22 protein-coding genes are annotated in these 22,702 nt (G+C 67.2%); 12 read left to right on the top strand and 10 right to left on the bottom strand.

All coding sequences use genetic code 11. The features are described 5' to 3' along the window. Positions 1 to 3: 3 nt before the first annotated feature. The 5 genes from RZE79_RS13830 to proV form a co-directional block, all read right to left on the bottom strand. On the bottom strand, positions 4 to 657 hold the full coding sequence (locus RZE79_RS13830; RefSeq protein ID WP_319360863.1) for a hypothetical protein: 654 nt from the start codon (positions 655 to 657) through the stop codon (positions 4 to 6). A gap of 142 nt (positions 658 to 799) precedes the next feature. After that, the gene (locus RZE79_RS13835) at positions 800 to 1,918 is read right to left on the bottom strand and encodes a helix-turn-helix transcriptional regulator (RefSeq protein WP_319360864.1); all 1,119 of its coding nucleotides are present in this window, start codon (positions 1,916 to 1,918) and stop codon (positions 800 to 802) included. 148 nt (positions 1,919 to 2,066) lie between these two features. Then, the gene (gene proX / locus RZE79_RS13840; protein WP_319360865.1) at positions 2,067 to 3,089 is read right to left on the bottom strand and encodes a glycine betaine/L-proline ABC transporter substrate-binding protein ProX; all 1,023 of its coding nucleotides are present in this window, start codon (positions 3,087 to 3,089) and stop codon (positions 2,067 to 2,069) included. A gap of 22 nt (positions 3,090 to 3,111) precedes the next feature. Beyond that, positions 3,112 to 4,299: a glycine betaine/L-proline ABC transporter permease ProW gene (proW, locus tag RZE79_RS13845; protein ID WP_319360866.1), complete on the bottom strand. Its 1,188-nt coding sequence runs from the start codon at positions 4,297 to 4,299 to the stop codon at positions 3,112 to 3,114. A 21-nt stretch (positions 4,300 to 4,320) separates the two neighbouring features. After that, on the bottom strand, positions 4,321 to 5,574 hold the full coding sequence (proV, locus tag RZE79_RS13850) for a glycine betaine/L-proline ABC transporter ATP-binding protein ProV (protein WP_101492940.1): 1,254 nt from the start codon (positions 5,572 to 5,574) through the stop codon (positions 4,321 to 4,323). Between the two features lie 557 nt (positions 5,575 to 6,131). On the opposite strand from proV, the gene fumC reads away from it, so the two are divergent. Continuing rightward, positions 6,132 to 7,529, top strand: a complete 1,398-nt coding sequence (gene fumC / locus RZE79_RS13855; protein WP_319360867.1) for a class II fumarate hydratase — start codon at positions 6,132 to 6,134, stop codon at positions 7,527 to 7,529. Positions 7,530 to 7,593: 64 nt separating this feature from the next. Here fumC and RZE79_RS13860 read toward each other — a convergent pair whose 3' ends face one another. Further along, entirely contained in the window at positions 7,594 to 8,211 is a 618-nt protein-coding gene (locus tag RZE79_RS13860; RefSeq protein WP_319360868.1) for an NAD(P)-dependent oxidoreductase, read from the bottom strand. Between the two features lie 108 nt (positions 8,212 to 8,319). Here RZE79_RS13860 and RZE79_RS13865 point away from each other — a divergent pair, with 108 nt between their 5' ends. Beyond that, complete coding sequence (locus RZE79_RS13865) at positions 8,320 to 9,228, top strand: LysR family transcriptional regulator (RefSeq protein ID WP_319360869.1); 909 nt, start codon at positions 8,320 to 8,322, stop codon at positions 9,226 to 9,228. A gap of 6 nt (positions 9,229 to 9,234) precedes the next feature. Here the strand turns inward: RZE79_RS13865 and RZE79_RS13870 are convergent, their stop codons facing one another. After that, on the bottom strand, positions 9,235 to 9,870 hold the full coding sequence (locus tag RZE79_RS13870; RefSeq protein WP_319360870.1) for a YqhA family protein: 636 nt from the start codon (positions 9,868 to 9,870) through the stop codon (positions 9,235 to 9,237). Between the two features lie 153 nt (positions 9,871 to 10,023). On the opposite strand from RZE79_RS13870, the gene acs reads away from it, so the two are divergent. Both acs and RZE79_RS13880 read left to right on the top strand, forming a co-directional pair. Beyond that, positions 10,024 to 12,021 carry an acetate--CoA ligase gene (gene acs / locus RZE79_RS13875; RefSeq protein WP_319360871.1) on the top strand — a complete coding sequence of 666 codons (1,998 nt, stop codon included), beginning with the start codon at positions 10,024 to 10,026 and terminating at the stop codon, positions 12,019 to 12,021. A 319-nt stretch (positions 12,022 to 12,340) separates the two neighbouring features. Continuing rightward, positions 12,341 to 12,841: a LapA family protein gene (locus RZE79_RS13880; protein WP_319360872.1), complete on the top strand. Its 501-nt coding sequence runs from the start codon at positions 12,341 to 12,343 to the stop codon at positions 12,839 to 12,841. 33 nt (positions 12,842 to 12,874) lie between these two features. On the opposite strand, the gene RZE79_RS13885 is transcribed toward RZE79_RS13880, so the two are convergent. Then, positions 12,875 to 13,180 (bottom strand): c-type cytochrome, encoded by a 306-nt coding sequence (locus tag RZE79_RS13885; RefSeq protein ID WP_319360873.1) that lies wholly within the window; start codon positions 13,178 to 13,180, stop codon positions 12,875 to 12,877. Positions 13,181 to 13,286: 106 nt separating this feature from the next. Here RZE79_RS13885 and RZE79_RS13890 point away from each other — a divergent pair, with 106 nt between their 5' ends. Both RZE79_RS13890 and RZE79_RS13895 read left to right on the top strand, forming a co-directional pair. Further along, entirely contained in the window at positions 13,287 to 13,544 is a 258-nt protein-coding gene (locus RZE79_RS13890) for a TIGR04438 family Trp-rich protein (protein ID WP_153284493.1), read from the top strand. A gap of 46 nt (positions 13,545 to 13,590) precedes the next feature. Next, positions 13,591 to 14,409: a DUF3592 domain-containing protein gene (locus RZE79_RS13895; protein WP_319360874.1), complete on the top strand. Its 819-nt coding sequence runs from the start codon at positions 13,591 to 13,593 to the stop codon at positions 14,407 to 14,409. A gap of 7 nt (positions 14,410 to 14,416) precedes the next feature. Here RZE79_RS13895 and ilvD read toward each other — a convergent pair whose 3' ends face one another. Then, on the bottom strand, positions 14,417 to 16,111 hold the full coding sequence (gene ilvD, locus RZE79_RS13900; protein ID WP_319360875.1) for a dihydroxy-acid dehydratase: 1,695 nt from the start codon (positions 16,109 to 16,111) through the stop codon (positions 14,417 to 14,419). Between the two features lie 106 nt (positions 16,112 to 16,217). On the opposite strand from ilvD, the gene RZE79_RS13905 reads away from it, so the two are divergent. Then, positions 16,218 to 17,159 (top strand): LysR family transcriptional regulator, encoded by a 942-nt coding sequence (locus RZE79_RS13905; RefSeq protein WP_101492949.1) that lies wholly within the window; start codon positions 16,218 to 16,220, stop codon positions 17,157 to 17,159. Positions 17,160 to 17,162: 3 nt separating this feature from the next. Here RZE79_RS13905 and RZE79_RS13910 read toward each other — a convergent pair whose 3' ends face one another. Beyond that, positions 17,163 to 18,107: a LysR family transcriptional regulator gene (locus RZE79_RS13910; protein WP_319360876.1), complete on the bottom strand. Its 945-nt coding sequence runs from the start codon at positions 18,105 to 18,107 to the stop codon at positions 17,163 to 17,165. 150 nt (positions 18,108 to 18,257) lie between these two features. Here RZE79_RS13910 and RZE79_RS13915 point away from each other — a divergent pair, with 150 nt between their 5' ends. From RZE79_RS13915 to RZE79_RS13935, 5 genes are all read left to right on the top strand, one after another. Continuing rightward, complete coding sequence (locus RZE79_RS13915) at positions 18,258 to 19,031, top strand: SDR family oxidoreductase (protein ID WP_319360877.1); 774 nt, start codon at positions 18,258 to 18,260, stop codon at positions 19,029 to 19,031. A gap of 42 nt (positions 19,032 to 19,073) precedes the next feature. Beyond that, on the top strand, positions 19,074 to 19,343 hold the full coding sequence (locus RZE79_RS13920) for a hypothetical protein (protein WP_319360878.1): 270 nt from the start codon (positions 19,074 to 19,076) through the stop codon (positions 19,341 to 19,343). A 57-nt stretch (positions 19,344 to 19,400) separates the two neighbouring features. After that, positions 19,401 to 20,231 carry a prolipoprotein diacylglyceryl transferase gene (lgt, locus tag RZE79_RS13925; protein WP_153284487.1) on the top strand — a complete coding sequence of 277 codons (831 nt, stop codon included), beginning with the start codon at positions 19,401 to 19,403 and terminating at the stop codon, positions 20,229 to 20,231. Between the two features lie 201 nt (positions 20,232 to 20,432). Then, on the top strand, positions 20,433 to 21,101 hold the full coding sequence (locus tag RZE79_RS13930; RefSeq protein ID WP_101492953.1) for a GntR family transcriptional regulator: 669 nt from the start codon (positions 20,433 to 20,435) through the stop codon (positions 21,099 to 21,101). A gap of 46 nt (positions 21,102 to 21,147) precedes the next feature. Further along, positions 21,148 to 22,614: a malonyl-CoA decarboxylase gene (locus tag RZE79_RS13935; protein WP_319360879.1), complete on the top strand. Its 1,467-nt coding sequence runs from the start codon at positions 21,148 to 21,150 to the stop codon at positions 22,612 to 22,614. Positions 22,615 to 22,702: the final 88 nt, after the last annotated feature.

The following is a 22,702-nucleotide window of genomic DNA, read 5'->3' on the forward strand; positions in this document are numbered from 1 at the left end:
TCTTCAGCGCCCGTTCTTGTACGTGAAGACCTGCACGATGCCGCGACCCGGCGCATAGACGTAGGCGTAGTCGAGCCCGTTGTTCGTTTTCCAGCGGTACTGCAAAGCGCCCGCGATGCCGTCGTAGGTGCACGAGAGCTTCTCGACCTCGATCGACGACACGGCACTGCGCTGACCGTACAGCGTGTCGTAGCTGCGCTTCTGGCCTTGCTGCCAGAGGCCGACCGGAAACTTGCCTTCGTTGTAGGACTGGCCGAAACGCTGGTCGAAGACGCGGCCGATGGCCGTGCCGTCGGGCGTGAGCGCAAAGCGCTCGTACGAGCGGGGCACCGTGCGTTCGTACACCTCGAACTCCTTGCCGGCGTAGCCCACGTACTTCAGGGGGCCCTTCAGCGTGACGTCTCCCGCACCGAGCTTGCCGCTGGGGTGCACGTCGATGTAGGGGTAGCGTCGGTCGACCTCGGTGAACTTCAGCTCGCGGGTCTCGGGCATCGAGTTTCCCGTCAGCATCTCCACGGGAATGAAGCGCTCGGTGACGGCGGCATCGTGCTCGCATACGGGCGCCGTTTGCGCGGCGGCCATCTGGTGCGCGGCCAGGAGACAGAGGGCAGTGACGCCGGCGCGGACCGTGCAGGCGCGATGGGGTGAGGGCTTCATGGGCGGGGCTCCAGGGGTGGGTGCAGGATGTCCACGGCATCCGCACACCCGCTGCGGGCGCCGCGCTCCTCGGGAGAGTGTCCGTGGCGCCTCGCGCCCCGGCATCACTCAAATCAAGTAGAGGCGAAGGGCGGCGAAACCTTCAGCTTCGTGGCATGCCGGCCAGGCGGATCAGGTCGCTCTGGCGGCGCAGCCCGGTCTTGTCGAAGATGTTGCGCAGGTGCGTGCGCACGGTGTGCACGGAGATGCCATGACGCTGCGCAAACTCGGCCGGACGGGTGCCGTCGACCAGCTCGGCGATCACCCGCATCTCCGCTTCGGTGAGCCGGTACTGCGCGGCGATCTGCTTCAGCCGCCGGGCTTGGTGGTCCTCTTGCGGCTCGTCGATCATCAACAGTGCAAGGGCGGTCGGCCAGGCCAGGCGACACGCATTGCTTTCTTCGAGCGGAACCAGCCGCGCCGTCGCCGAAGCTCCCGCATCGTCGCTGCCGCGCTTCCAGAGCACATGCGTCTGCAGCAGGCCTTGCCGCACCAGGCGCAACGATGCAGCCACCGCGTCGGCATCCAGCGTGCCCAGCCGGACCAGCTTGCCGTGCTGCGTGGCCGCCCAGTCGTTGCGCGACAGCAGGGCCGTGCCTGCCGTGTTCGCGTACAGCACCTCGCCCGTGTGAGACAGCACCAGCAGCGGCTTGGGCACCACGTCGAGCAGCGCCAGGGAGGTCTGGCCGGCCTGTGTGCTGCGGCCGAAGGCCCAGTGCGCGTGCAGCGCCAGTTGCAGCGGGCCGTGCACCGATTCGAAGACGCGCTTGTCCTGATAGCTGAATTCCTCGAGCCCGGGGCGCCGGTAGAGGCCGATCGCCGTGTACGGCGCGACGAAGGGCTGCGTGCCGTCGTCGACGATCAGGGCGAGCAAGCCCTTCACGCCCGTGGGGGCCGCGAATTCATGGAAGTAGTCGAGCTTGTCCAGTGCGTCCCAGTCGCACAGTTCGCGGCCGATGCCGCATTCGCCCGAGCGCACGCAGATTTCCTTGTCCGCCGCGCCGGCCATCCAGGGGTCTTTGGCCGACCAGTACTCGACGTAGTCGGGCACCGTGTGGGTGGGCAAGCCGTGAGCGACAAACAGCGAGCGGTCGGCTGTCGTGCTGCGCGGGGTGTGGATGCACGCGGCCGTGGCGTCGAACCGCAGGCACAGCGCCTCCAGCGTATCGGCCCAGCGCGATGCGTTCGATGGCGCGCGTGAGGCCGCGATCACGGCATTCATCAAGCCAATGTCAGAGCCTGCCATCCGTCCCCCTCCCGCATTGTTTAGTGCGAAAGTGTAGGGGGCACGCGCCGTTCTCGCGTCTTTTTTCCTTGCCGGGGTGCGACGGCCACGGCGTTCCGTAGCCCGCCCGACGGGCTCTGCGCTGCTACTTTGCCGCGGCGCGCGCCTGCGCAATCCACCCGTCGAAGGTCGCCTGGTGCACGCGAATCCATCCGTCGGCGTGGCGCGTCACGTCCTGCATGCTGTTCGCGCCTTCGCTCATGCGCAGGTTCTGTGCGTTGATGTCGGCGATCGGCAGCTTCATCACTTCGAACAGGCGGCCGGCGGCGGGGTTCTTCTCGATGAAGGCCCGGTTGGCAACGATGCGCTGCTGGTTGGCCAGGAAGCCGTAGTTGCGGCCATTCGACAACCGCGTGTTCACCGGCTCGCCGGCCTGCGGCGGCGAGAACGGCACCTGCAGCCAGACCACGTCAGCGCCCGGACGCAGCACGGCGCTGACCCAGTAGGGCGTCCAGGTGTAGTAGAGGATCGGCTTGTCCTGCTTGAAGCGCGCGATGGTGTCGGCCATGAGTGCGGCGTAGCTGCCCTGCTTGTGGGTCACGCTGTCGCGCAACTGGTAGGCGCTCAGGTGGCCCTCGATGGCCAGCTCGCAGCCCCAGCCGGGGTTGCAGCCGGTGAGGTCGGCCTTGCCGTCGCCGTCGGCATCGAACAGCTTGGCGATGGCCGGGTCTTTGAGCTGCGCGAGGTTGGTGATGTTGTATTGCTCGGCGGTCTTGCGGTCGATCAGGTAGCCCTGCACCGCGCCGTCGGAGTACACGCCCTGGTGCCACAGCTTGGCGTCGCCGCCGCTGTTCTTGTAGAAGTCGGCGTGCAGCAGGCTCCAGTGGTTGGCCATGAAGGTGGCGTCGCCATTGGCAATGGCCAGATGCTCGGTGGCGGGCTCGAGGTCCTTCATCGGCTCGACCTTGTAGCCGAGCTTTTCGAGCGCGCGCATCACCAGCAGCGTCTGGAAGGCTTCCTCGGCGAGCGAGCTTTTCAGCGGCTGCACGGTGACGCCCTGGCCGGGCAGTTCGGCGGTGGCGGTTTGCGCGGCCGCACCCGAGGTACCGAAGGCGACGAGGCCCAGCGCCAGGAGGCTGCGGGCGAAGAAGAGGCGGGTGGTCTTCATGCGTGGATGTCCTCCGTGACGGTCAGTGCGCTTGCGTGGAAAGGGCGGGCACGGCGTCGTCGGCGTGCGGCTGGCCACGCGAAGGCGTGCCCACGAGGCGCTGCAGCGTGCGCAGCGCGAGGCCGGCCGGTCCCGTGTACCACCAGCGGTGGCCGGCGCTGCGGCGCGACTTGCCCATGGCCTGCGTCAGACGGTCCAGCGTGATCGCCAGCAGCACGATGCCCAGGCCGCCAACGGTGGCCAGGCCCATGTCGAGCCGGCCGATGCCGCGCAGCACCATCTGGCCCAGGCCTCCCACGGCGATCATCGAGGCGATCACCACCATCGACAGCGACAGCATCAGCGCCTGGTTGATGCCGGCCATGATCGACGGCATGGCCAGCGGCAGCTTCACCTTCAGCAGCATCTGCCAGGGCGAGGCGCCGTAGGCACGCGCGGCCTCGATGAGGTCGGGCCGCACCTGGCGCAGGCCGAGGTTGGTCAGGCGCACCAGCGGGGCGAGCGCGAAGACGATCGTCACGATCACGCCCGGCACGTTGCCGATGCCGAACAGCATCACCACGGGCACGAGGTAGACGAAGGCCGGCGTGGTCTGCATCGCGTCGAGCACCGGGCGCATCACGCGCTGGGCCCGGTCGTTGCTGGCCAGCAGCACGCCCAGCGGCAGGCCGATGACCATGCAGAACACCAATGAGGTCAGCACCAGCGACAGCGTGACCATGGCTTCGGGCCAGATGCCGAGCAGGGTCACCAGCATGAGCGACACGACGGTGCCGATGGCCAGCGCGCGGCCGGCGAACTGCCAGGCGAGCAGGCCGATGAGCGCAATCATCGGCAGCGCGGGCAGGGCGGTGAGCAGGCCCTGCACCGAGTTGAGTGTGCTGTCGATGGGCAGGCGCACGGTCTGGAAGAAGGGCCGGAAATGCTCGACCACCCAGCCCAGGCCCTGGTTGATCCAGGCCTCGACGGGCAGCGAACCGTCCCACAGGCGGTGCAGCGAGAAGCCACTGGTGGCGGTGTCGGCTTGGCCCGCGAGGGCGTGTGCGGTGTTCGCCGGCGCATCGAGCCAGGCGCTGGCGGTCGAGGTGTCAGGCGCGGCGGAGATTGCTTCCCACGGATCGAGAGTGGCGACGGGCGCGGCGGGCGTGTCCAAAACAGGGGCGTCCATCAGGGGCGCGTTCAGGTCGGAAGGCAATGTGGTGTCGTTCATCGTTCAAGGTCCTTCGTGAATTCAGTGCGGCTCGGCGGCGAGTGCGGGGGCGGCGTGCGGCGAGACGGGTTCGATCGGCGGCGTGTCGCGGTCAAGAAACTTGAGCAGCGTCGTCTTGCTGATCGCGCCGCAGAAGCGGCCGTCGCTGGCCACGACCGGCAGTGCACACGGCGCCTGCGCGAGCTGGCCGATGAGGCCGGCCACGGGGGCTTCGGCGTCGATGCGCGGCAGTTCATCGAGGAAGGCGTGGTGCAGTCCGAGCGGGCCCGAATGCCCGTCGAGCGCACCGCGCAGCGTGTCGGCCGAGACCACGCCCAGGAAGCGCTTGGTCGGGCTGGTCACGTAGGCGAAGTCACGGTCCTGGTCTTCGAGCAGCTTGAGCGCCGCGTGCGCGCCGCGCTCGGGGTGCTCGCACACCACGGTGAGCGATTTGCGCGCGATGTCGGCCGCCTTGAACACCGCCGCCGCGTCCACGCCGCGCACGAAGCTGCGCACGTAGTCGTCGGCCGGCCTGCGCAAAATCTCGTCGGGCGTGCCGACCTGGATCACGTGGCCGTCCTTCATGATCGCGATGCGGTCGCCGATGCGCATGGCTTCGTCCAGATCGTGCGAGATGAAGACGATGGTGCGGCGCTGCACCTGCTGCAGCCGCAGCAGCTCCGACTGCATCTCGGTGCGGATGATCGGGTCGAGCGCCGAAAAGGCCTCGTCCATCAGCAGGATCGACGGGTCAGACGCCAGCGCGCGCGCCAGGCCCACGCGCTGCTGCATGCCGCCGGAGAGCTCGTCGGGGTAGCTGTCGCCCCAGCCCGAAAGCCCCACCTGCGCAAGCGCCAGGTCGGCCTGCGCGAGGCGGTCTTTCTTGCGCGTGCCCGACAGCTCCAGGCCGAAGGCGGTGTTCTCGCGCACCGTCATGTGCGGCATCAGCGCGAACGACTGGAACACCATGCTGATGTCCTTGCGGCGCAGCGCGCGCAGCTTGCTGTCGGAGTGCTCGTTGATGTCGGCGCCGTCGATCACGATGCGCCCGGCGGTCGGCTCGATCAGCCGGTTGAGCAGCCGCACCAGCGTCGACTTGCCCGAGCCCGACAGGCCCATGATCACGAAGATCTCGCCGGCCTGGATCTCGAAGGTGGCATCGAACACGCCGATCGACTGGCCGGTTTGCGCCAGGATTTCCTTCTTGGAAAAACCTTGGCGGACCAGCTCGAGGGCTTGTTCGGGCGAATCGCCGAACACCTTGAAGACATGGTCGATGAGAATTCCTTTGGCCATATGCCGGGGCTCCTTGAGTGAAGGGTGGACACAGCACCGCCCCGAAGGACGGCAACGGCCACGCCATCAGCCCGATGAGGGAGCTGCCCGACAGCGCGCATGAAGATTGCGCATGCGCATGCAATGGCCCGGCGAGCCCCGAGGGCTGCCGACAGGCACTGAAAACGACGTGGCGACGAAGCCAGTGCCCGCCGGATGCTTCATTCGCAGACAACGGGCCTGGTCGAGGGGCGCCGCCTGGATGAGCGTGACGTGGCAATGGGGCCGGAAAAAGATCCGGCCGGTTTTGCCGGGCTGGGCCCGGCGTGGAGGACCTTGCACCGCGACGGGATTCACAGATCCGCGAGTAGTGCAAGGGTGACCAACATGACTTGTTGGTCGTCGGAAGCCCATGATTATAACTTTTTGGCATGACGCGAGTCAACCCGCAGGCGTATCGTGTCTGTGGGACCCAGGCGAAAGGCCTCGCCAGATGCGAGCCATTCTTATCGAGCCGATACTCGGCATCGTGCCCAATGAGCGGCGCAACCATCCAAGACTGCGGAGCCCTTTTTCTCATGACGACTTCTCCCAAGACCCGTGCCGAGCGCGACACCTTCGGCCCGATCGACGTGCCGGCCGACAAGCTGTGGGGTGCGCAAACGCAGCGCTCGCTGCAGAACTTCGACATTTCCGGCGAGCAGCAGCCGCGCGAAATCATCAAGGCGCTGGCGCAGGTGAAGCGCGCATCGGCCGTGGTCAACCACGCGCTGGGGCTGCAGGACGAGAAGAAGACCAACGCCATCGTGGCCGCGGCCGACGAAGTCATCGCCGGCAAGCACCCGGGCGAGTTCCCGCTCGTGGTTTGGCAGACCGGGTCGGGCACGCAGAGCAACATGAACGTCAATGAGGTGCTGGCCAACCGCGCGAGCGAAATCCTCGGCGGTGAGCGCGGGGAAGGGCGCCTGGTGCACCCGAACGACGACGTGAACCGCAGCCAGTCGAGCAACGACGTGTTCCCGACCGCCATGCACGTGGCCGCCGTCGAGACCATCACGCACAAGCTGCTGCCCGCGATTGCCAAGCTGCGCGGCACGCTGGCGAAAAAAGCGGAAGACTTTGCCGACATCGTGAAGATCGGCCGCACCCATCTGCAGGACGCCACGCCGCTCACGCTGGGCCAGGAGTTCTCGGGCTACGTCGCGCAACTGGCGCACGGCGAAGCGCATGTGCGCGCCGCGCTGCCGCACCTGTGCGAACTGGCGCTGGGCGGCACGGCCGTCGGCACCGGGCTCAATGCGCCCAAGGGCTATGCGGAACAGGTCGCGGCCGAACTGGCGAGGCTCACGAGCCTGCCGTTCGTCACCGCGCCGAACAAGTTCGAAGCCATGGCCAGCGTCGATGCGCTGGTGCATGCCCACGGCGCGCTGAAGACGCTCGCCGCCAGCATGAACAAGATCGCCAACGACGTGCGCTGGCTCGCGAGCGGACCGCGCAGCGGCATCGGCGAACTGAGCATTCCCGAGAACGAACCGGGCTCGTCGATCATGCCGGGCAAGGTCAACCCGACCCAGAGCGAGGCCGTCACGATGCTGGCCGCGCAGGTGTTCGGCAACGACGTGGCCATCAACATCGGTGGCGCCTCGGGCAACTTCGAACTGAACGTGTTCCGCCCGATGGTGGCGCACAACTTCCTGCAGAGCGTGCGCCTGCTGGCTGACGGCATGGTGAGCTTCAACGACCACTGCGCCGTGGGCATCGAGCCGAACCGCGAACGCATCACGGAGCTGGTGCAGCGCTCGCTGATGCTGGTGACGGCGCTGAACACGCACATCGGCTACGACAAGTCGGCCTACATCGCCAAGAAGGCGCACAAGGAAGGCACGAGCCTGCGCGAAGCGGCGATTGCGTCGGGGCACCTGACGGCCGAGCAGTTCGACCAGTGGGTGGTGCCGGAGAACATGACCGGTCGTTGATTCGGACAGCCCCATGAAAAAAGGACCCGCGAGGGTCCTTTTTCGTTGGCGCTTGATCGATCGATCAGTAGCCGATCGTGTAGCGCTGGCGGGAATGCGCAGGCTTCTCGAGTTCGTCGATGAACGCGATCGCGTAGTCCTCGAAGCTGATCCAGCTGCGGCCTTCGGCGCTCACCAGCAGGTCGTCGGTGCCGAGGCGGAACTTGCCCGTGCGCTCGCCTTCGACGAATTCGGCGGAGGGCGACAGGAAGGTCCAGTCGAGGTCCTTCTCGTTGCGCAGTGCGTCCAGGAACACGCCGCCGGCCGTGGCTTCGGCGCGGTAGGCATCGGGGAAGTTCGGCGTGTCGATCACCTTCAGACCGGGCGCCGCGAACAGGCTGCCGGCGCCGCCGACCACCAGCAGGCGCTTTACGCCCGCGCGCTTCACGGGCTCGATGACGGCCGCAGGCGGCACGGTGGCGAAATGCGCGGCGCTGAACACGGCGTCATGGCCGGCCACGGCCTTTTCGAGGGCGGCGGCGTCGAGCGCGTCGACATCCACGGCCTTCACGTTGGCGCGGCCCGACAGCTTCTCGCTGGCCTTGCGCGCGATGGCGGTGACGGTGTGGCCGCGGCGCAGCGCTTCTTCGAGAAGGCGGCCGCCGGCGCGTCCGGTGGCTCCGATGATGGCGATGTGGCTCATGAGGGACTCCAGTCAAAAGGTTGAGAAGGGCATGAACCGCATCTTAGGTTTCTGGTTTCGAAAGAAATACCTCGAATTCCGCGCTTCTTTATTCCTAAAATCGTTCGAATGGACCGATTGAACGCAATGCGGGTGTTCGTGAACGTGGTGGATGCGGGCAGCCTTTCAGCCGCGGCCGACAAGCTCGACATGTCTCGCCCGGTGGTCACGCGCTACGTGGCCGAGCTGGAGCAATGGACCGGCGCACGCCTGCTGCACCGCACGACGCGGCGCCTCAGCCTCACGGCGGCGGGCGAAGAGCTGTTGCCGCGCTGCCGCCAGGTGCTGGAGCTTGCGGGCGACATGCAGGCGGCGGTGCGCCATCCAGCCGAGGCCCCGAGCGGGCAGTTGCGCATCACCGCCAGCACCTCGTTCGCGCAGGCGCAGCTGGCCCGCGCGGTGGCCGATTACGTGCGGCGCTACCCGGGCGTGGCGGTCGACCTGGTGCTGCTCGATCGCGCGGTGAACCTGGTGGACGAGCGCATCGACCTCGCGATCCGCGTGTCGGCCGAGATCGATCCGAACCTCATTGCGCGCCGGCTCTCGGTGTGCCGCTCGGTGGTCTGCGCAACGCCGGCCTACCTGAAGGCGCACGGCCAGCCGCAGCGCGTGGAAGAGCTGGCGCAGCGCAACTGCCTCACGCATTCGTATTTCGGCCGCAGCCTCTGGAACTTCACCCGCAAGGCCGACGACCTGCCCGTTTCGGTGGCCGTGGCCGGCAACCTCTCGACCAACGACGCGGCCAGCCTGATGGCGCTGGCGCAGGCCGGGGCGGGCATTGCGATGCTGCCCACCTATCTGACGTCGGGGTTGCTGCAATCGGGCGAGCTGGTGTCGCTCTTTCCCGATCACGAGCCGCAGGTGCTGGGCGTGTATGCGGTGTACGCGTCGCGCAAGCACATGCCGTCTGCGCTGCGCACCTTGCTCGATTTTCTGGCCGAGCGCTTCACCGAAACGCCGGCCTGGGATACGCCGTAGCGGGGCTCAGTGGCGCGTGCTGGCGGCGGCCGCCTCGTTCATCAGCTTGTCGGTGTAGGCGATGGCCATGGCCGAGAACAGGAACGCGATGTGGATCACGGTCTGCGCGATCAGCACCTTGTCGGTGTAGTTGTCCGCGTTGATGAAGGTCTTGAGCAGGTGGATCGAGCTGATGCCGATGATGGCGGTGGCCAGCTTCACCTTGAGCACCGAGGCGTTCACGTGGCTCAGCCACTCGGGCTGGTCCTGGTGGCCTTCGAGGTCCATGCGGCTCACGAAGGTCTCGTAGCCGCCCACGATCACCATGATCAGCAGGTTGGAGATCATCACCACGTCGATCAGCGCCAGCACCACCAGCATGATCACCGTCTCGTTGAGCGAGCCGACCGGTGCGGTGGTCTTGTAGCCGATGCTCGTGATGAGGGCCTGCAGCGCGTCCTTGTTGCCGAAGGCGGCCTCGACCAGGTGCAGCAGCTCGACCAGGAAGTGCACCACGTACACGCCCTGTGCCACGATCAGCCCCAGGTACAGCGGCAGCTGCAGCCAGCGGCTCGCGAAGATGAGCCGGGGCAATGGCTTCAGCGGGGAACTGCGCGCTGGTACGGGCGCGTTCCGGGCGTCGAAAGGATCGGGGGCGGACATGGGAAGTAAGAAGACAGATGTAAAAAGTCGGGCGATTTTAGAGGTCTCCCAGTGACGCACTCGTGATAACCCTGCGAACTAACATCGACCCCGTCAGTGGCCCGTAAGTGCGTGCCCCGACATTACGGCCGCATTCAATCAGGAGACAAGAGCATGAGCAGCGCATCGAAGAACATTGAATCCGTCCTCGTCGAGAACCGCGTGTTCCCGCCCGACGCCCGCGCCACCGAAGGCGCCCGCATTGCCGGCATGGCCGCCTATGAAGCGTTGTGCAAGGAAGCCGAACAAGACTTCGAAGGCTTCTGGACCCGGCTGGCCAAGGACAACCTGCAGTGGACGAAGCCCTTCACCCGCACCCTCGACGAATCGAAGGCGCCGTTCTACGAATGGTTCGGTGATGGCGAGCTCAATGCCAGCGCCAACTGCCTGGACAAGCACATCGGCACCCCCGTCGAGAACAAGACCGCCATCGTCTTCGAAGCCGACGATGGCGCCGTCACCCGCGTCACCTACAAGGAACTGCTGGCCCGCGTGAGCCAGTTCGCCAATGCGCTCAAGGCGCAGGGCATCCAGAAGGGCGACCGCGTCATCATCTACATGCCGATGACCATCGAAGGCGTGGTCGCCATGCAGGCCTGCGCGCGCATCGGCGCCACCCACAGCGTGGTGTTCGGCGGCTTCTCGGCCAAGGCGCTGCAGGAACGCATCATCGATGCGGGCGCCGTCGCCGTCATCACGGCCAACTACCAGCTGCGCGGCGGCAAGGAGCTGCCGCTGAAGGCCATCGTGGACGACGGCATCGCGCTGGGCGGCTGCGAGTCGATCAAGACGGTGTTCGTCTACGAGCGCACGCCCACCGCGTGGAACCGCGTCGAGGGCCGCGACAAGACCTTCACCGAAGCGCAGGCCGGGCAGAGCACCGAGTGCGCGCCCGTGCCGGTCAATGCCGAGCACCCGCTGTTCATCCTCTACACCTCGGGCTCCACCGGCAAGCCCAAGGGCGTGCAGCACGCCACTGGCGGCTACCTGCTGTGGGCCAAGCTCACGATGGACTGGACCTTCGACATCAAGCCCGAAGACATGTTCTGGTGCACCGCCGACATCGGCTGGATCACCGGCCACACCTATGTCGCCTACGGCCCGCTCGCGGCCGGCGCCACGCAGGTCGTGTTCGAAGGCATCCCGACCTTCCCGCATGCGGGCCGCTTCTGGGAAATGATCGAGAAGCACAAGGTCAGCGTGTTCTACACGGCGCCCACCGCGATCCGCTCGCTCATCAAGGCGGCCGAAGGCGACGAAAAGGTGCACCCGAAGAACTGGGACCTGACCAGCCTGCGCATCCTCGGTTCGGTCGGCGAGCCGATCAATCCCGAAGCATGGATGTGGTACCACCGCAATATCGGCGGCGAACGCTGCCCGATCGTGGACACCTTCTGGCAGACCGAAACGGGCGGCCACGTCATCACGCCGCTGCCGGGCGCCACGCCGCTGGTGCCGGGCTCGTGCACCTTGCCGCTGCCGGGCATCATGGCCGCGATCGTCGACGAGACCGGCAAAGACCTGCCCAACGGCGCGGGCGGCATGCTGGTCATCAAGCGGCCCTGGCCCTCGATGATCCGCACCATCTGGAACGACCCCGAGCGCTTCAAGAAGAGCTACTTCCCCGAAGAGATGGGCGGCACGATCTATCTCGCGGGTGACGGCGCGGTGCGCAGTGCCGACCGCGGCTACTTCCGCATCACGGGCCGCATCGACGACGTGCTCAACGTGTCGGGCCACCGCCTGGGCACGATGGAAATCGAATCGGCGCTGGTGTCCAAGACCGACCTCGTGGCCGAGGCTGCGGTGGTGGGCCGTCCCGACGATGTGACCGGCGAGGCCGTGTGCGCCTTCGTCGTGCTCAAGCGCTCGCGCCCGACCGGCGAAGAGGCCAAGCAGATCGCCAACGAGCTGCGCGCGTGGGTCGCGAAGGAAATCGGCCCCATCGCCAAGCCCAAGGACATCCGCTTCGGCGACAACCTGCCCAAGACGCGCAGCGGCAAGATCATGCGGCGTTTGCTGCGCAGCATTGCCAAGGGCGAGGCGATCACGCAGGACACGTCGACGCTGGAGAACCCGGCCATCCTCGATCAGTTGTCGGAGACAAACTGATCGAGGAACCGGCCGCAAGGCCGGTGAGCGCGTAGCGCGGGGCCGGTGAAGACGGCACTCATATCGCGCAGCGATGTGATGTGTCCGGCAGAACCCGGCCATCCTCGATCAGTTGTCGGAAACGAACTGACCGCAGACGCGGCCATCGCCTACCGTTTCGGAACAGTTGTCACGAACCGGCTGTGGAGAGGTGTAGGACATGGCCGTTTGTGCGGCCATGCGCACCAAAGCGGGCTCCTTGCTGAGGTAAAACCGATGCCGTCACCGCGCGCCTTCACAGGCGTGCGGCTTTTGTCGGTCTTTTGCAAGGAGGCGCCACATGGGCGTGAGATCCGCTTTTCTGTTTGTCATCGTGCTGCTCATCGCCGGGCTTGCCGCGTTGAACTGGGGCACGCTGTCGGCTCCCACCGACGTGTCGCTCGGCTTCATGAGCGTGTCGGCGCCGTTGGGGCTGATCATGCTGGGGCTCACGGCCGTGCTCGCGGCCTTCTTCCTCGTGTACGTGCTGTACCTGCACAGCTCGGTGCTGCTGGAGACCAAGCGCCACACGAAGGAAATGCAGACCCAGCGCGACCTCGCCGACAAGGCCGAGGCCTCGCGCTTCACCGAGCTGCGCAACTTCCTGGAAGCGCAGGAGAAGCAGCACATGTCGCACAACGCCGATCGGCACACCGCGCTGCTGGCGCGGATGGAGCAACTGGAGCGCGCGGTCAAGGCGCGTTCGGACCAGACCGACAACACGGTGGCCGCGCACATCGGGCAGCTCGAGGACCGCATCGAGCGCCGTCCGGTGCCCAGCGACATCAACCCGAGCATCTGACCGGGCGCGCCGCGCGCTTCGTTTCTCTGCTGATTACTTCGTCGACAACACCCAGGCCGCGAGCTTCTTCGCATCGGCTTCGCTGACCTGGTTGTTGGCCGGCATCGGCACCGGGCCCCACACGCCGGAGCCGCCCTTGATGATCTTGTTGGCGAGCGTGTTGGCGGCGCCCTTGTCGTCCTTGTACTTGGTCGCGATGTCCTTGAACGACGGCCCGAGCACCTTGCGTTCGACCGCGTGGCAGCTCATGCAGTTCTTCGACGTGGCGAGGGCCAGGTCGGCAAAGGCGGGCGCCGCGAGGCCGAGGCCCAGGACTGCCATCAACATCGTTCTTTTCATGGGACTGTTTTCGTAAGGGCTGAGTTACATTCGATCCAACGCGATTGTAGGTAGCGCGGTGCACACGCACCGGCGGCGATACCGACCAACTCTGAGGGGATTCGCGATGTGGTTTTTGCTCTTGGGCCTGCTTGGTATAGCCCTCAAATATTTCGAAGTGGGCATGGTCGCCGGCTGGAGCTGGTGGATCGTGCTGAGCCCGTTCGCGCTGGCCCTGGCATGGTGGGCCTGGGCCGATTCGTCGGGCTACACCAAGCGCAAGGTCATCGAGCGCGAAGAGGCGCGCAAGCAGGCGCGCATCGACCGCCAGAAGACCAACATGGGCCTTCGCACCAGCAACGGGCAACAGCGCCCGCGCCGCTGACCACGCGGCTCCGTCACCCGCGCCGCATGCCAATCGGACGCGCGCCATGGACGACGAAGCCGCCACCCATGCCTTGCTCGTCTTCGGGCTGTCGCTGCTGGTCGGCCCGGCCGTTGGCGCATTGGTCGGGCGCTTCAAGACTTTCTTCTGGGGTGCCGGCATTGGCGCACTGCTGATCGGCTGCGCCGGCCTGTACGGCGCGGTCACGGTGGGCTGGCAGCGCTACCAGTCGATCGCGGGCACAGCCCCCACGCAAGGCAGCCTGGTCGAGTTCGTGGAAGAGCGCAGCAAGGACAGCAAGGGCGACGTCACCACCACGCGTGCGCCCGTCGTCGAATACACCGCCGCCGATGGGCAGAAGCGCCGAGTCAAAGGGCTCGGTGGCAGCCTGTCGGACAAGGAGTGGGGCGATGCGGTCGAGGTGCGCTACAGCACCGCTGACCCCGCCCAGGCCCTGGTGGCCGACTTCCAGAACATGTGGGGCATCGTCTGGGGGCTCGGCCTTTTCGGCGGCTTTCCGACGATGTTCGGCCTGTTCTTCAGCGGCATGGCGCTCAAGGAAGGCCGCAAGGGCCAACCGGCACCGGTGCGCGAGCCGACACCCCTGCAGAAGAGATGGCGCACGCGCGGCACGGTGCTGGCGAACGTGGTGTTCCTCGCCGGCTTCGCGCTGGTGTTTCTCTATCCCGACCCGAGCGCGATGAAGCAGTTCGGTGCGGGTTTCTTGACCATCGGCGCGGGGGCGCTGCTGCACTTCGTCGTGCAGAGCTTTCCCCCGGCGATGGATTTCGAAGCCCGGGCCATCTTCGCGATCGTCGGCCTGGGCTTCATGGCCTTCGGCTACGGCGCTTGGATGATGGGCTGAGCCCGCTTCAGAACTTGTCGAGCACCGCGCCCGAGCTCGCGCTCGAGGCGTTGAACGCGAACTTGGCCTGCACACCGCGCGTGTAGCGCGGGGCCGGGGCCTTCCAGCCTTCGCGGCGCTTGGCAATCTCGGCTTCGGGCACGTTCAGTTCGAGCACCAGCTTGTGCGCGTCGATGGTGATCGAGTCGCCTTCGTTGACGAACGCAATCGTGCCGCCCGCTGCCGCTTCCGGCGCAACGTGGCCGACCACCATGCCCCAGGTGCCGCCCGAGAAGCGGCCGTCGGTGATGAGGCCGACGCTTTCGCCCAGGCCCGCACCGATCAGCGCGCCCGTGGGGGCCAGCATTTCCGGCATGCCCGGGCCGCCCTTGGGGCCGAGGTAGCGCAGCACCATCACGTCGCCGGCCACGATCTTGCCGGCCAGGATGGCCTGCAGCGCCGACTGCTCATCGTCGAACACGCGGGCCGGGCCGGTGATGACCGGGTTCTTCAGGCCGGTGATCTTGGCGACCGCGCCTTCGGGCGACAGGTTGCCCTTCAGGATGGCCAGGTGGCCTTCGTCGTACATCGGCTTGTCGATCGGGCGGATCACGTCCTGGTCGGCGCGCGGCACGTCGGGCACGTCCTTGAGCACTTCCTCGATGGTCTGGCCGCTGATGGTGATGCAGTCGCCATGCAGCAGGCCGGCCTTCAGCAGCACCTTCATGACCTGCGGAATGCCGCCGGCCTGGTGCAGGTCGACCGCGAGGTACTTGCCCGAGGGCTTCAGGTCGCACAGCACCGGCACCTTCTTGCGCATGCGCTCGAAGTCGTCGATGGTCCATTCGACCTCGGCCGTGTGCGCGATCGCCAGGAAGTGCAGCACCGCATTGGTCGAGCCGCCGGTGGCCATGATGACCGCCACGGCGTTCTCGATAGCCTTCTTGGTCACGATGTCGCGCGGCTTCAGGTCCTTCTTGATCGCCTCGATCAGCACCTTGGCCGATTCCTTGGCCGAGTTGGCCTTTTCGTCGTGCGGGTTCGCCATGGTCGACGAGTAGGGCAGCGAGATGCCGAGCGCCTCGAACGCGCTGGACATCGTGTTGGCCGTGTACATGCCGCCGCAGGAGCCGGTGCCGGGAATGGCGCGCTTCTCGATCTCGTGCAGGTCTTCGTCGCTCATGTTGCCGGCGGCGTTCTGGCCCACGGCTTCGAACACGCTCACGATGTTCAGGTCTTGCCCCTTGTAGCGGCCCGGCAGGATGGTGCCGCCGTAGACGTAGATGGCGGGCACGTTGGCGCGCAGCATGCCCATGAGGCCGCCGGGCATGTTCTTGTCGCAGCCGCCGACCACCAGCACGCCGTCCATCCACTGGCCGCCGACGCAGGTCTCGATGCAGTCCGAAATGACTTCGCGGCTCACCAGCGAGTACTTCATGCCCTCGGTGCCCATGGCCATGCCGTCGGAAATGGTGGGGGTGCCGAACACCTGCGCGTTGCCACCGGCTTCCTCGATGCCCGCGATGGCCGCGTCGGCCAGCTTCTGCAGGCCCGAGTTGCAGGGCGTGATGGTGCTGTGGCCGTTGGCGACGCCGACCATCGGCTTCTTGAAGTCGCCTTCCTCGTAGCCCATGGCGTAGAACATCGAGCGGTTGGGGGCGCGGCTCTTGCCTTCGGTGATGTTCGCGCTGCGGCGATTGATCTGGATGGTCTTGGTGTCCATGGTGTCTCTTCTGTCGTGGGGAGATCGTGAGGGGAAGCGCCAAGTATCGGACTTCTGATTGATTGGTTCCAATCCAATTTGAAGCATGGATTGATATGCTCGGCGTATGAATGAAGCCCTCATCGACCTGCGCGCCTGGCGCCAGTTCGTGGCCGTGGCCGAAGAACTGCACTTCGGCCGCGCCGCCCTGCGCCTGCACATGACGCAGCCGCCGGTCACGCAGGCCATCGCCCAGCTCGAGAAAACGCTGGGCGTGGTGCTGTTCGACCGCACGCGCCGCCGCGTGGCGCTCACGCCCGCCGGCGAGGCGCTGCTGCCCGACGTGCGTGAACTGCTGGCGCGCGCCCAGGCGCTGCCGGCGCGGGCGCGCGCGGCGGCGGCGGGGCAGGTGGGGCGCGTACGCATCGCTTTTGTCTCGACGGTCGGCTTCGAACAGCTGCCGGCGTGGGTGCGCGAGTTCCGCGTGCTGTGCCCCGAAGTGGCGCTGGAGTTGGTGGAGGCCACCGGCGACGTGCAGCTCGAAGCCTTTGCGCGCGGCGAGATCGACGCCGGCCTGATGCTGCATTCGCCGGGCGCCGCGCCGCCGGGGCTGGCCTGCCTGCCGGTCGAGGTGGAGCCGCTGGTGCTCGCGCTGCCCGCGCAGCACCGGCTGGCCGAGGCGCGGCCCGTGCCGCTGGCCGAGGTGCTGGACGAGCCGCTGGTGATCTTTCCGCGCCGCATTGTGCCCTCGCTGCACGACGCGATCTTCGATCTGTACCACGCGGCCGGCCGCACGCCGCAGGTGGCGCAGGAGGCGATCCAGATGCAGACCATCGTCAACCTCGTGTCGGGCGGCATCGGCGCGGCCTGGGTGCCGCACAGCGTGATGCAGTTCCGGCGCGCCGGTGTGGTCTACCGGCAGGTCCACGAGTTCAAGGGCGTGGGCCGCCGCCGCGTGACCTTGCCGGTGTGCGAGACCAGCCTCGTGTGGCCAGCGCAGGCCTCGCATCCGGCGCTGGCGCGCTTCGTGGCCTTCGTGCGCGAGCGGGCCGGGCGCGTGCCGGCGTAAGGCTCAGGGGCTGCGCGACGCCCGGCCGGCGGGTGAGGGCATGGGCGCATCGAGCGAGGCGCCTAGCAGCGCGTCGAGCCAGCCCGCGAAAGCCTGCACGCGCCGCGACAGATTGCGCCGGTGCGGGACCACGAGGTGCACCGGCAGCGGCTCGGCGCGCGCGTCGGGCAGCACCTCGACCAGCTCGCCGGCTGCCAGGTGCGCGCGCACGTCGTAGGCCGGAATCTGGATCAGTCCCAGCCCGGCCAGCGCACACGCGATGTAGGTCTCGGCGTTGTTCGCCGCCACGCGGCTGCGCAGCCGCAGCGTCTGGGTCTCGCCGTCGCGCAGCTGCCATTCCCAGGGCGCGGCGCGGCCGCTCGTCGGCGAGGCGTAGTTGATCGCGAAGTGCTGCGGCAGGTCGGCCGGCGTGCGCGGCGTGCCGTGTTGTGCGAGGTAGGCCGGGCTCGCGCAGTTGATGAGCGTGAAATGCCCCAGGGGCCGGGCCACGAGACTGCTGCTGGCGAGCGGGCCGACGCGCAGGGCGCAGTCCACGCCTTCCAGCACGAGGTCGACCGCGCGGTCGCTGGAACCGAGTTCCAGTTCGACCGCCGGGTGGCGCGCAAAGAAGTCCGGCAGCGCCGGCGCGATCAGCAGGCGCGCGATGCGGCTCGGCACATCGACCTTGAGCCGTCCGCTCACGCTGCTGTGCGCGGGCTGGAACTGCTGCTCCATGTCTTCCATGTCGGCCACCAGCGCGCGGGCCCGCTCGAGCAGCACCTCGCCGTCGGGCGTGAGCCCCACGCGGCGCGTGGTGCGGTGCAGCAGGCGCGAGCCCAGGCGGGCCTCGAGTTGCTGGATGGCGGTCGAGATGGTGGCGCGTGGCAGCGCGAGCCGGTCGGCGGCGCGCGTGAAGCTGCCGGTTTCGGCCACGCGCAGGAAGACCTGGAGGAGTTCGATGCGGTCCATGGCGGCGTGGCTGATTGTTCGTAGTTTTCAGAACAGTCTAGCTTTGAATGAATGATTTATCTGCAACTTGGCGATCAATAGACTGGCTGCTCGGTCACACATCCCGACCCCGGTCTTTCGGGTTCTTCATTCATCCAGAGGAGTTCATCCATGTCCGCACGCACGCTCACGAACAAGGTCGCCGTCATCGCCGGCGGTGGCAAGAACCTCGGTGCCCTCATCGCCCATCTGCTGGTCGACGGTGGCGCCCGCGGCATCGCCATCCACTACAACAGCGACAGCTCGCGCGGCGAGGCCGAGCAGACCGCCGACGCGCTGAAGGCCAAGGGCGCCGACACGCTGCTGGTGCAGGGCGACCTCGCCGTGGTCGAGAACAACGTGGCGCTGTTCGACCAGGCCGTGAAGCACTTCGGCCAGGTCGACCTGGCGATCAACACGGCGGGCGTGGTGATCAAGAAGCCGATCCTCGACGTCACCGAGGCCGACTACGACAAGAGCTTCGACGCCAATTCCAAGGCCGCCTTCTTCTTCATCCAGCAGGCCGGCCGCACGCTGGCCGACGGCGGCAGCATCGTGACGCTGGTGAGTTCGCTGCTCGCGGCCTACACGCCGTTCTATGCGATCTACCCGGCGGCCAAGGCGGCGGTGGAGCACTTCACGCGCGCGGCTTCCAAGGAGTTCGGCGAGCGCGGCATCTCGGTGAACGCCATCGGCCCGGGCCCGATGGACACGCCGTTCTTCTACGGCCAGGAAAGCCCCGAGGCCGTGGCGTACCACAGCACCGCCGCCGCGCTCAGCAAGTACTCGAAGAAGGGCCTCACCGACATCGAGGACATCGCGCCCATCGTGCGCTTCCTGGTCACCGAGGGCTGGTGGATCACGGGCCAGACGATCTTCGCCAACGGCGGCTACACCACGCGCTGACCCGGCAACATCGGGCACGATCGATCCAGGAGGACAACGCAGATGCACACAGTCATGGTGATGGGCGGCGGCTTCGCGCTGCTGGTGGTGTTTCTTCTGGCCGGCCGCTTCATGGGCGACGGCTCGTCGATGGCGCTGGCCGCGGCGGCCAAGTGGTTCATTCCGGCGTGGTTCGTCGGCGCGGGCATCAACATGGCCGTGGGCGTGCTGAAGGCCGGGTACTCGGTGGCCGAGGAGCTGCCGATCTTCCTGTTCGTCTTCGCGGTGCCGGCCCTGGTGGCGGGATGGCTGTGGTGGAAGTTCGGGCGCTGACATTGCCCTGAATGCCCCCGTGCCGGCGGCGTCATCGCGCCACGGCACAATCGTCGGATGCTCATGTATCCGCAGATCAATCCCGTCGCCTTGCAGCTGGGGCCGGTGGCCATTCACTGGTACGGCCTGACCTACCTGGCGGCCTTCGCGCTGTTTTACTTTCTGGGCACACGCCGCCTGCGCCACGAGCCGTTCCGCTCGCTGGCCACGGCCGGCGTGTGGCAACGCAAGGACATTGAGGACATCCTGTTCCTCGGCGTCATGGGCGTGATCGTCGGCGGCCGGCTCGGCTACTGCCTGTTTTACAAGCCCGAGTACTACCTCACGCACCCGCTCGAAATTCTCTATGTGTGGCAGGGCGGCATGAGCTTCCATGGCGGCCTGCTCGGCGTGATCGGTGCCATGGTGTGGTTTGCGCGTTCGCGTGCGCGGCCGTTCTGGCAGGTGATGGACTTCGTTGCGCCCTGCGTGCCGACCGGCCTGGCCGCGGGCCGCGTGGGCAACTTCATCAACGGCGAGCTGTGGGGCCGCTTCAGCAGCCCCGACCTGCCGTGGGGCATGGTGTTCCCGCAAAGCGGCTCGACGCTGCCGCGCCATCCGTCGCAGGTCTACCAGTTCCTGCTCGAAGGGCTGCTGCTGTTCGTCGTGATGTGGCTCTATGCGCGCAAGGAGCGCAAGCAGGGGCAGGTGGCCGCCGTGTTCCTCATCGGCTATGGCGTGCTGCGCTTCGTGGCCGAGTACTTCCGCGAGCCCGATGATTTCCTGGGCTTGCGCGCGCTCAGCCTGAGCCAGGGCCAGTGGCTCAGCGTGCCGATGGTGATCGGCGGCATCGCGCTGTGGATCTGGTTCGGCCGGGCCGGCAAGACCGGCAGCACCGCGCGCGCCTGACGCTCCACGCACTCGCGAGACACCCGCGAAAAGCGGCGCAGCACCTTCGGGTGCGCGCCGCTTTTTTTCGTCCGTCTCAGGGTAATTCCGGGCCGCCTGGGCAGGGCGCGGCCCTTGCATTGCGTTAACTGTCCACTCACAATTATGCGTAATTACAGGAAATTACGCGAAACGCCCACCGACTTTCAGCGTCTTCAACGCATGCGCCTGGTCCCCAATTCCCTCCACGACGAAGTCGCCGCCACGCTGCGCGAGCAGATCTTCGACGGCACGCTGGCGCCCGGCAGTTTCGTGGACGAGGCGGCCCTGTGCGAGCGGCTGTCGATCTCGCGCACGCCGCTGCGCGAAGCGCTGAAGGTGCTCACGGCCGAAGGCCTGCTGCGCCACGAGCCGCGCCGCGGCTGCTTCGTGAACGAGGTGACGGAGCGCGACCTGGATGAGATCTTTCCGGTCATTGCGCTGCTCGAAGGGCGCTGTGCCTACGAGGCCGCGCGCAACGCCAGCGACGCCGAGCTGAACGAGCTCGACGCATTGCACGAGCGCCTGGTGCGACACGCCAAGGCCCGGCGCATCAACGACTACTACGCCACCAACCACATCATTCACGAGGCGATCATCAAGCTCGCCGACAACAAGTGGCTGGCGCAGGTGATCGGCGACCTGCGCAAGATCCTGAAGCTCGCGCGGCTGCAGCAGCTGCACGCGCCGGGGCGGCTCGACCAGAGCCTGTCGGAGCACCTGGCCGTGTTCGCCGCCCTCAAGGCGCGCGACAGCGAAGGCGCCGATGCCGCCATGCGCACCCACATGACGCGCCAGCGCGAAGCATTGCGCGAAGTCATGCAACAGCAGAAATCCCGGGTGATGCCGTGACACGCAATCCCACCTTTGATACAGCCAACGGCACAGGAGCAGATCGATGAGTGCGACCGAGTGGTTCCAGGCGCGCCTGCGCATGGGCGAATCGTCCAAGGTTCCCGTGGCGAGCCACGGTGCCACGAAGAGCCCGGCCCGCCACACGCCCAAGCCCAGCGCCCGCACCACCGCCGAGCGGCTGCTGGCCACGCTGCGCAAGGCCGACGAGGCGCTGTCGCCGCGCACGCTGCGCCGCGTGCTGGCCGAACTGCAGGCCGTGATCGATCCGCGCGTGAGCGAGGTCGAAGGCGGCCGCCGCGCCCATGCCATCGCGCAGGCCTACGCCGGCGCCTCGCCCGAAGAGCGCCGAGACTACTGGGCGCTCATGAGCGAGCATTTCGCTGCCGACGCGGGCAAGCTCAAGAGCGCGCGCGACCAGCACCAGGGCGCCGTCGGCACGCCCGACGAAGGGCAGGCCGAGCTGCGCCTGCGGCGCGCGCTGGTGTCGCCGCGCATGCGGCTGTTGCAGCGCTTTGCGGTCGAACCCGGCGGCATGCGCTTTCTGGTCGACCTGCGCGCCGACCTGCTGCCGTGCCTGAAGTCCGACAAGCGCCTGCTCGCGCTCGAGGCCGAGCTGGAGCACCTGTTTTCCACCTGGTTCGACGTCGCGTTCCTCGAGCTGCGCCGCATCGACTGGAACTCGCCGGCCTCGCTGATCGAGAAGCTCATCCGCTACGAAGCGGTGCACGACATCAAGAGCTGGTCCGATGTGAAGAACCGGCTCGACGACAGTGACCGCCGTTGCTACGGCTTCTTTCATCCGCGCCTGCCGAACGAGCCGCTCATCTTTGTCGAGGTGGCGCTGGTCGACCGCATCAGCGAAGGCATCATGCCGCTGCTCGACGAGGCCGCCGTGCCGGTGCAGCCGGCCAAGGCGACCACCGCGATCTTCTATTCGATCAGCAACACGCAGACCGGCCTGCGCGGCGTGAGCTTCGGCGATTCGCTCATCAAGCGCGTCGTCGAGACCCTGCAGGAGGAGCTGCCGCGCCTGAAGACCTTCGCCACGCTGTCGCCCATTCCGGGCCTGCGCACGTGGCTCGCCAAGAATGCCGCCGAGCTGCTGCCGCGCCTGGACGAGAAGCGCGAAGCCGAACTCGGCCGCCTCGTCGGCTCGGTGCCGCCCACGGCCGAGCGCCTGCTCGCAGCAGTCGATGCGGCCGCGGAACTCGACGCGAAATCACCGCTGCGCCAGTGGCTGCTGCAGGCCGCTGCCGAGTACCTGGGCCGCACGCTGGTCGACGGCACGCCGGCCGATCCGGTGGCGCGCTTCCACCTGGGCAACGGCGCACGCGTCGAGCGGCTCAACTGGGCCGGCGATCCGTCGGCCAAGGGGCTCAAGCAGTCGTACGGCCTCATGGTCAATTACCTGTACGACCTCAAGCGCCTGGACCGCCATCGCGCCTGGCTGGCCGAAGGCAAGATCGCAGTTTCGGGAGACATCGAAGGCCTGTTCCTCAAAAAAGGCTGAGTCCGTTCGCTTCGCCGCGGCAGCGCTGCGGCCCGCACCCTGACCGCCGGAGGGCGGCAACTTCCACAACGACGACGACAGGAGACAA

The organism is Variovorax sp. EBFNA2, assembly GCF_033802765.1.
GTDB classification, from domain to species: Bacteria; Pseudomonadota; Gammaproteobacteria; order Burkholderiales; family Burkholderiaceae_C; genus Variovorax; species Variovorax paradoxus_H.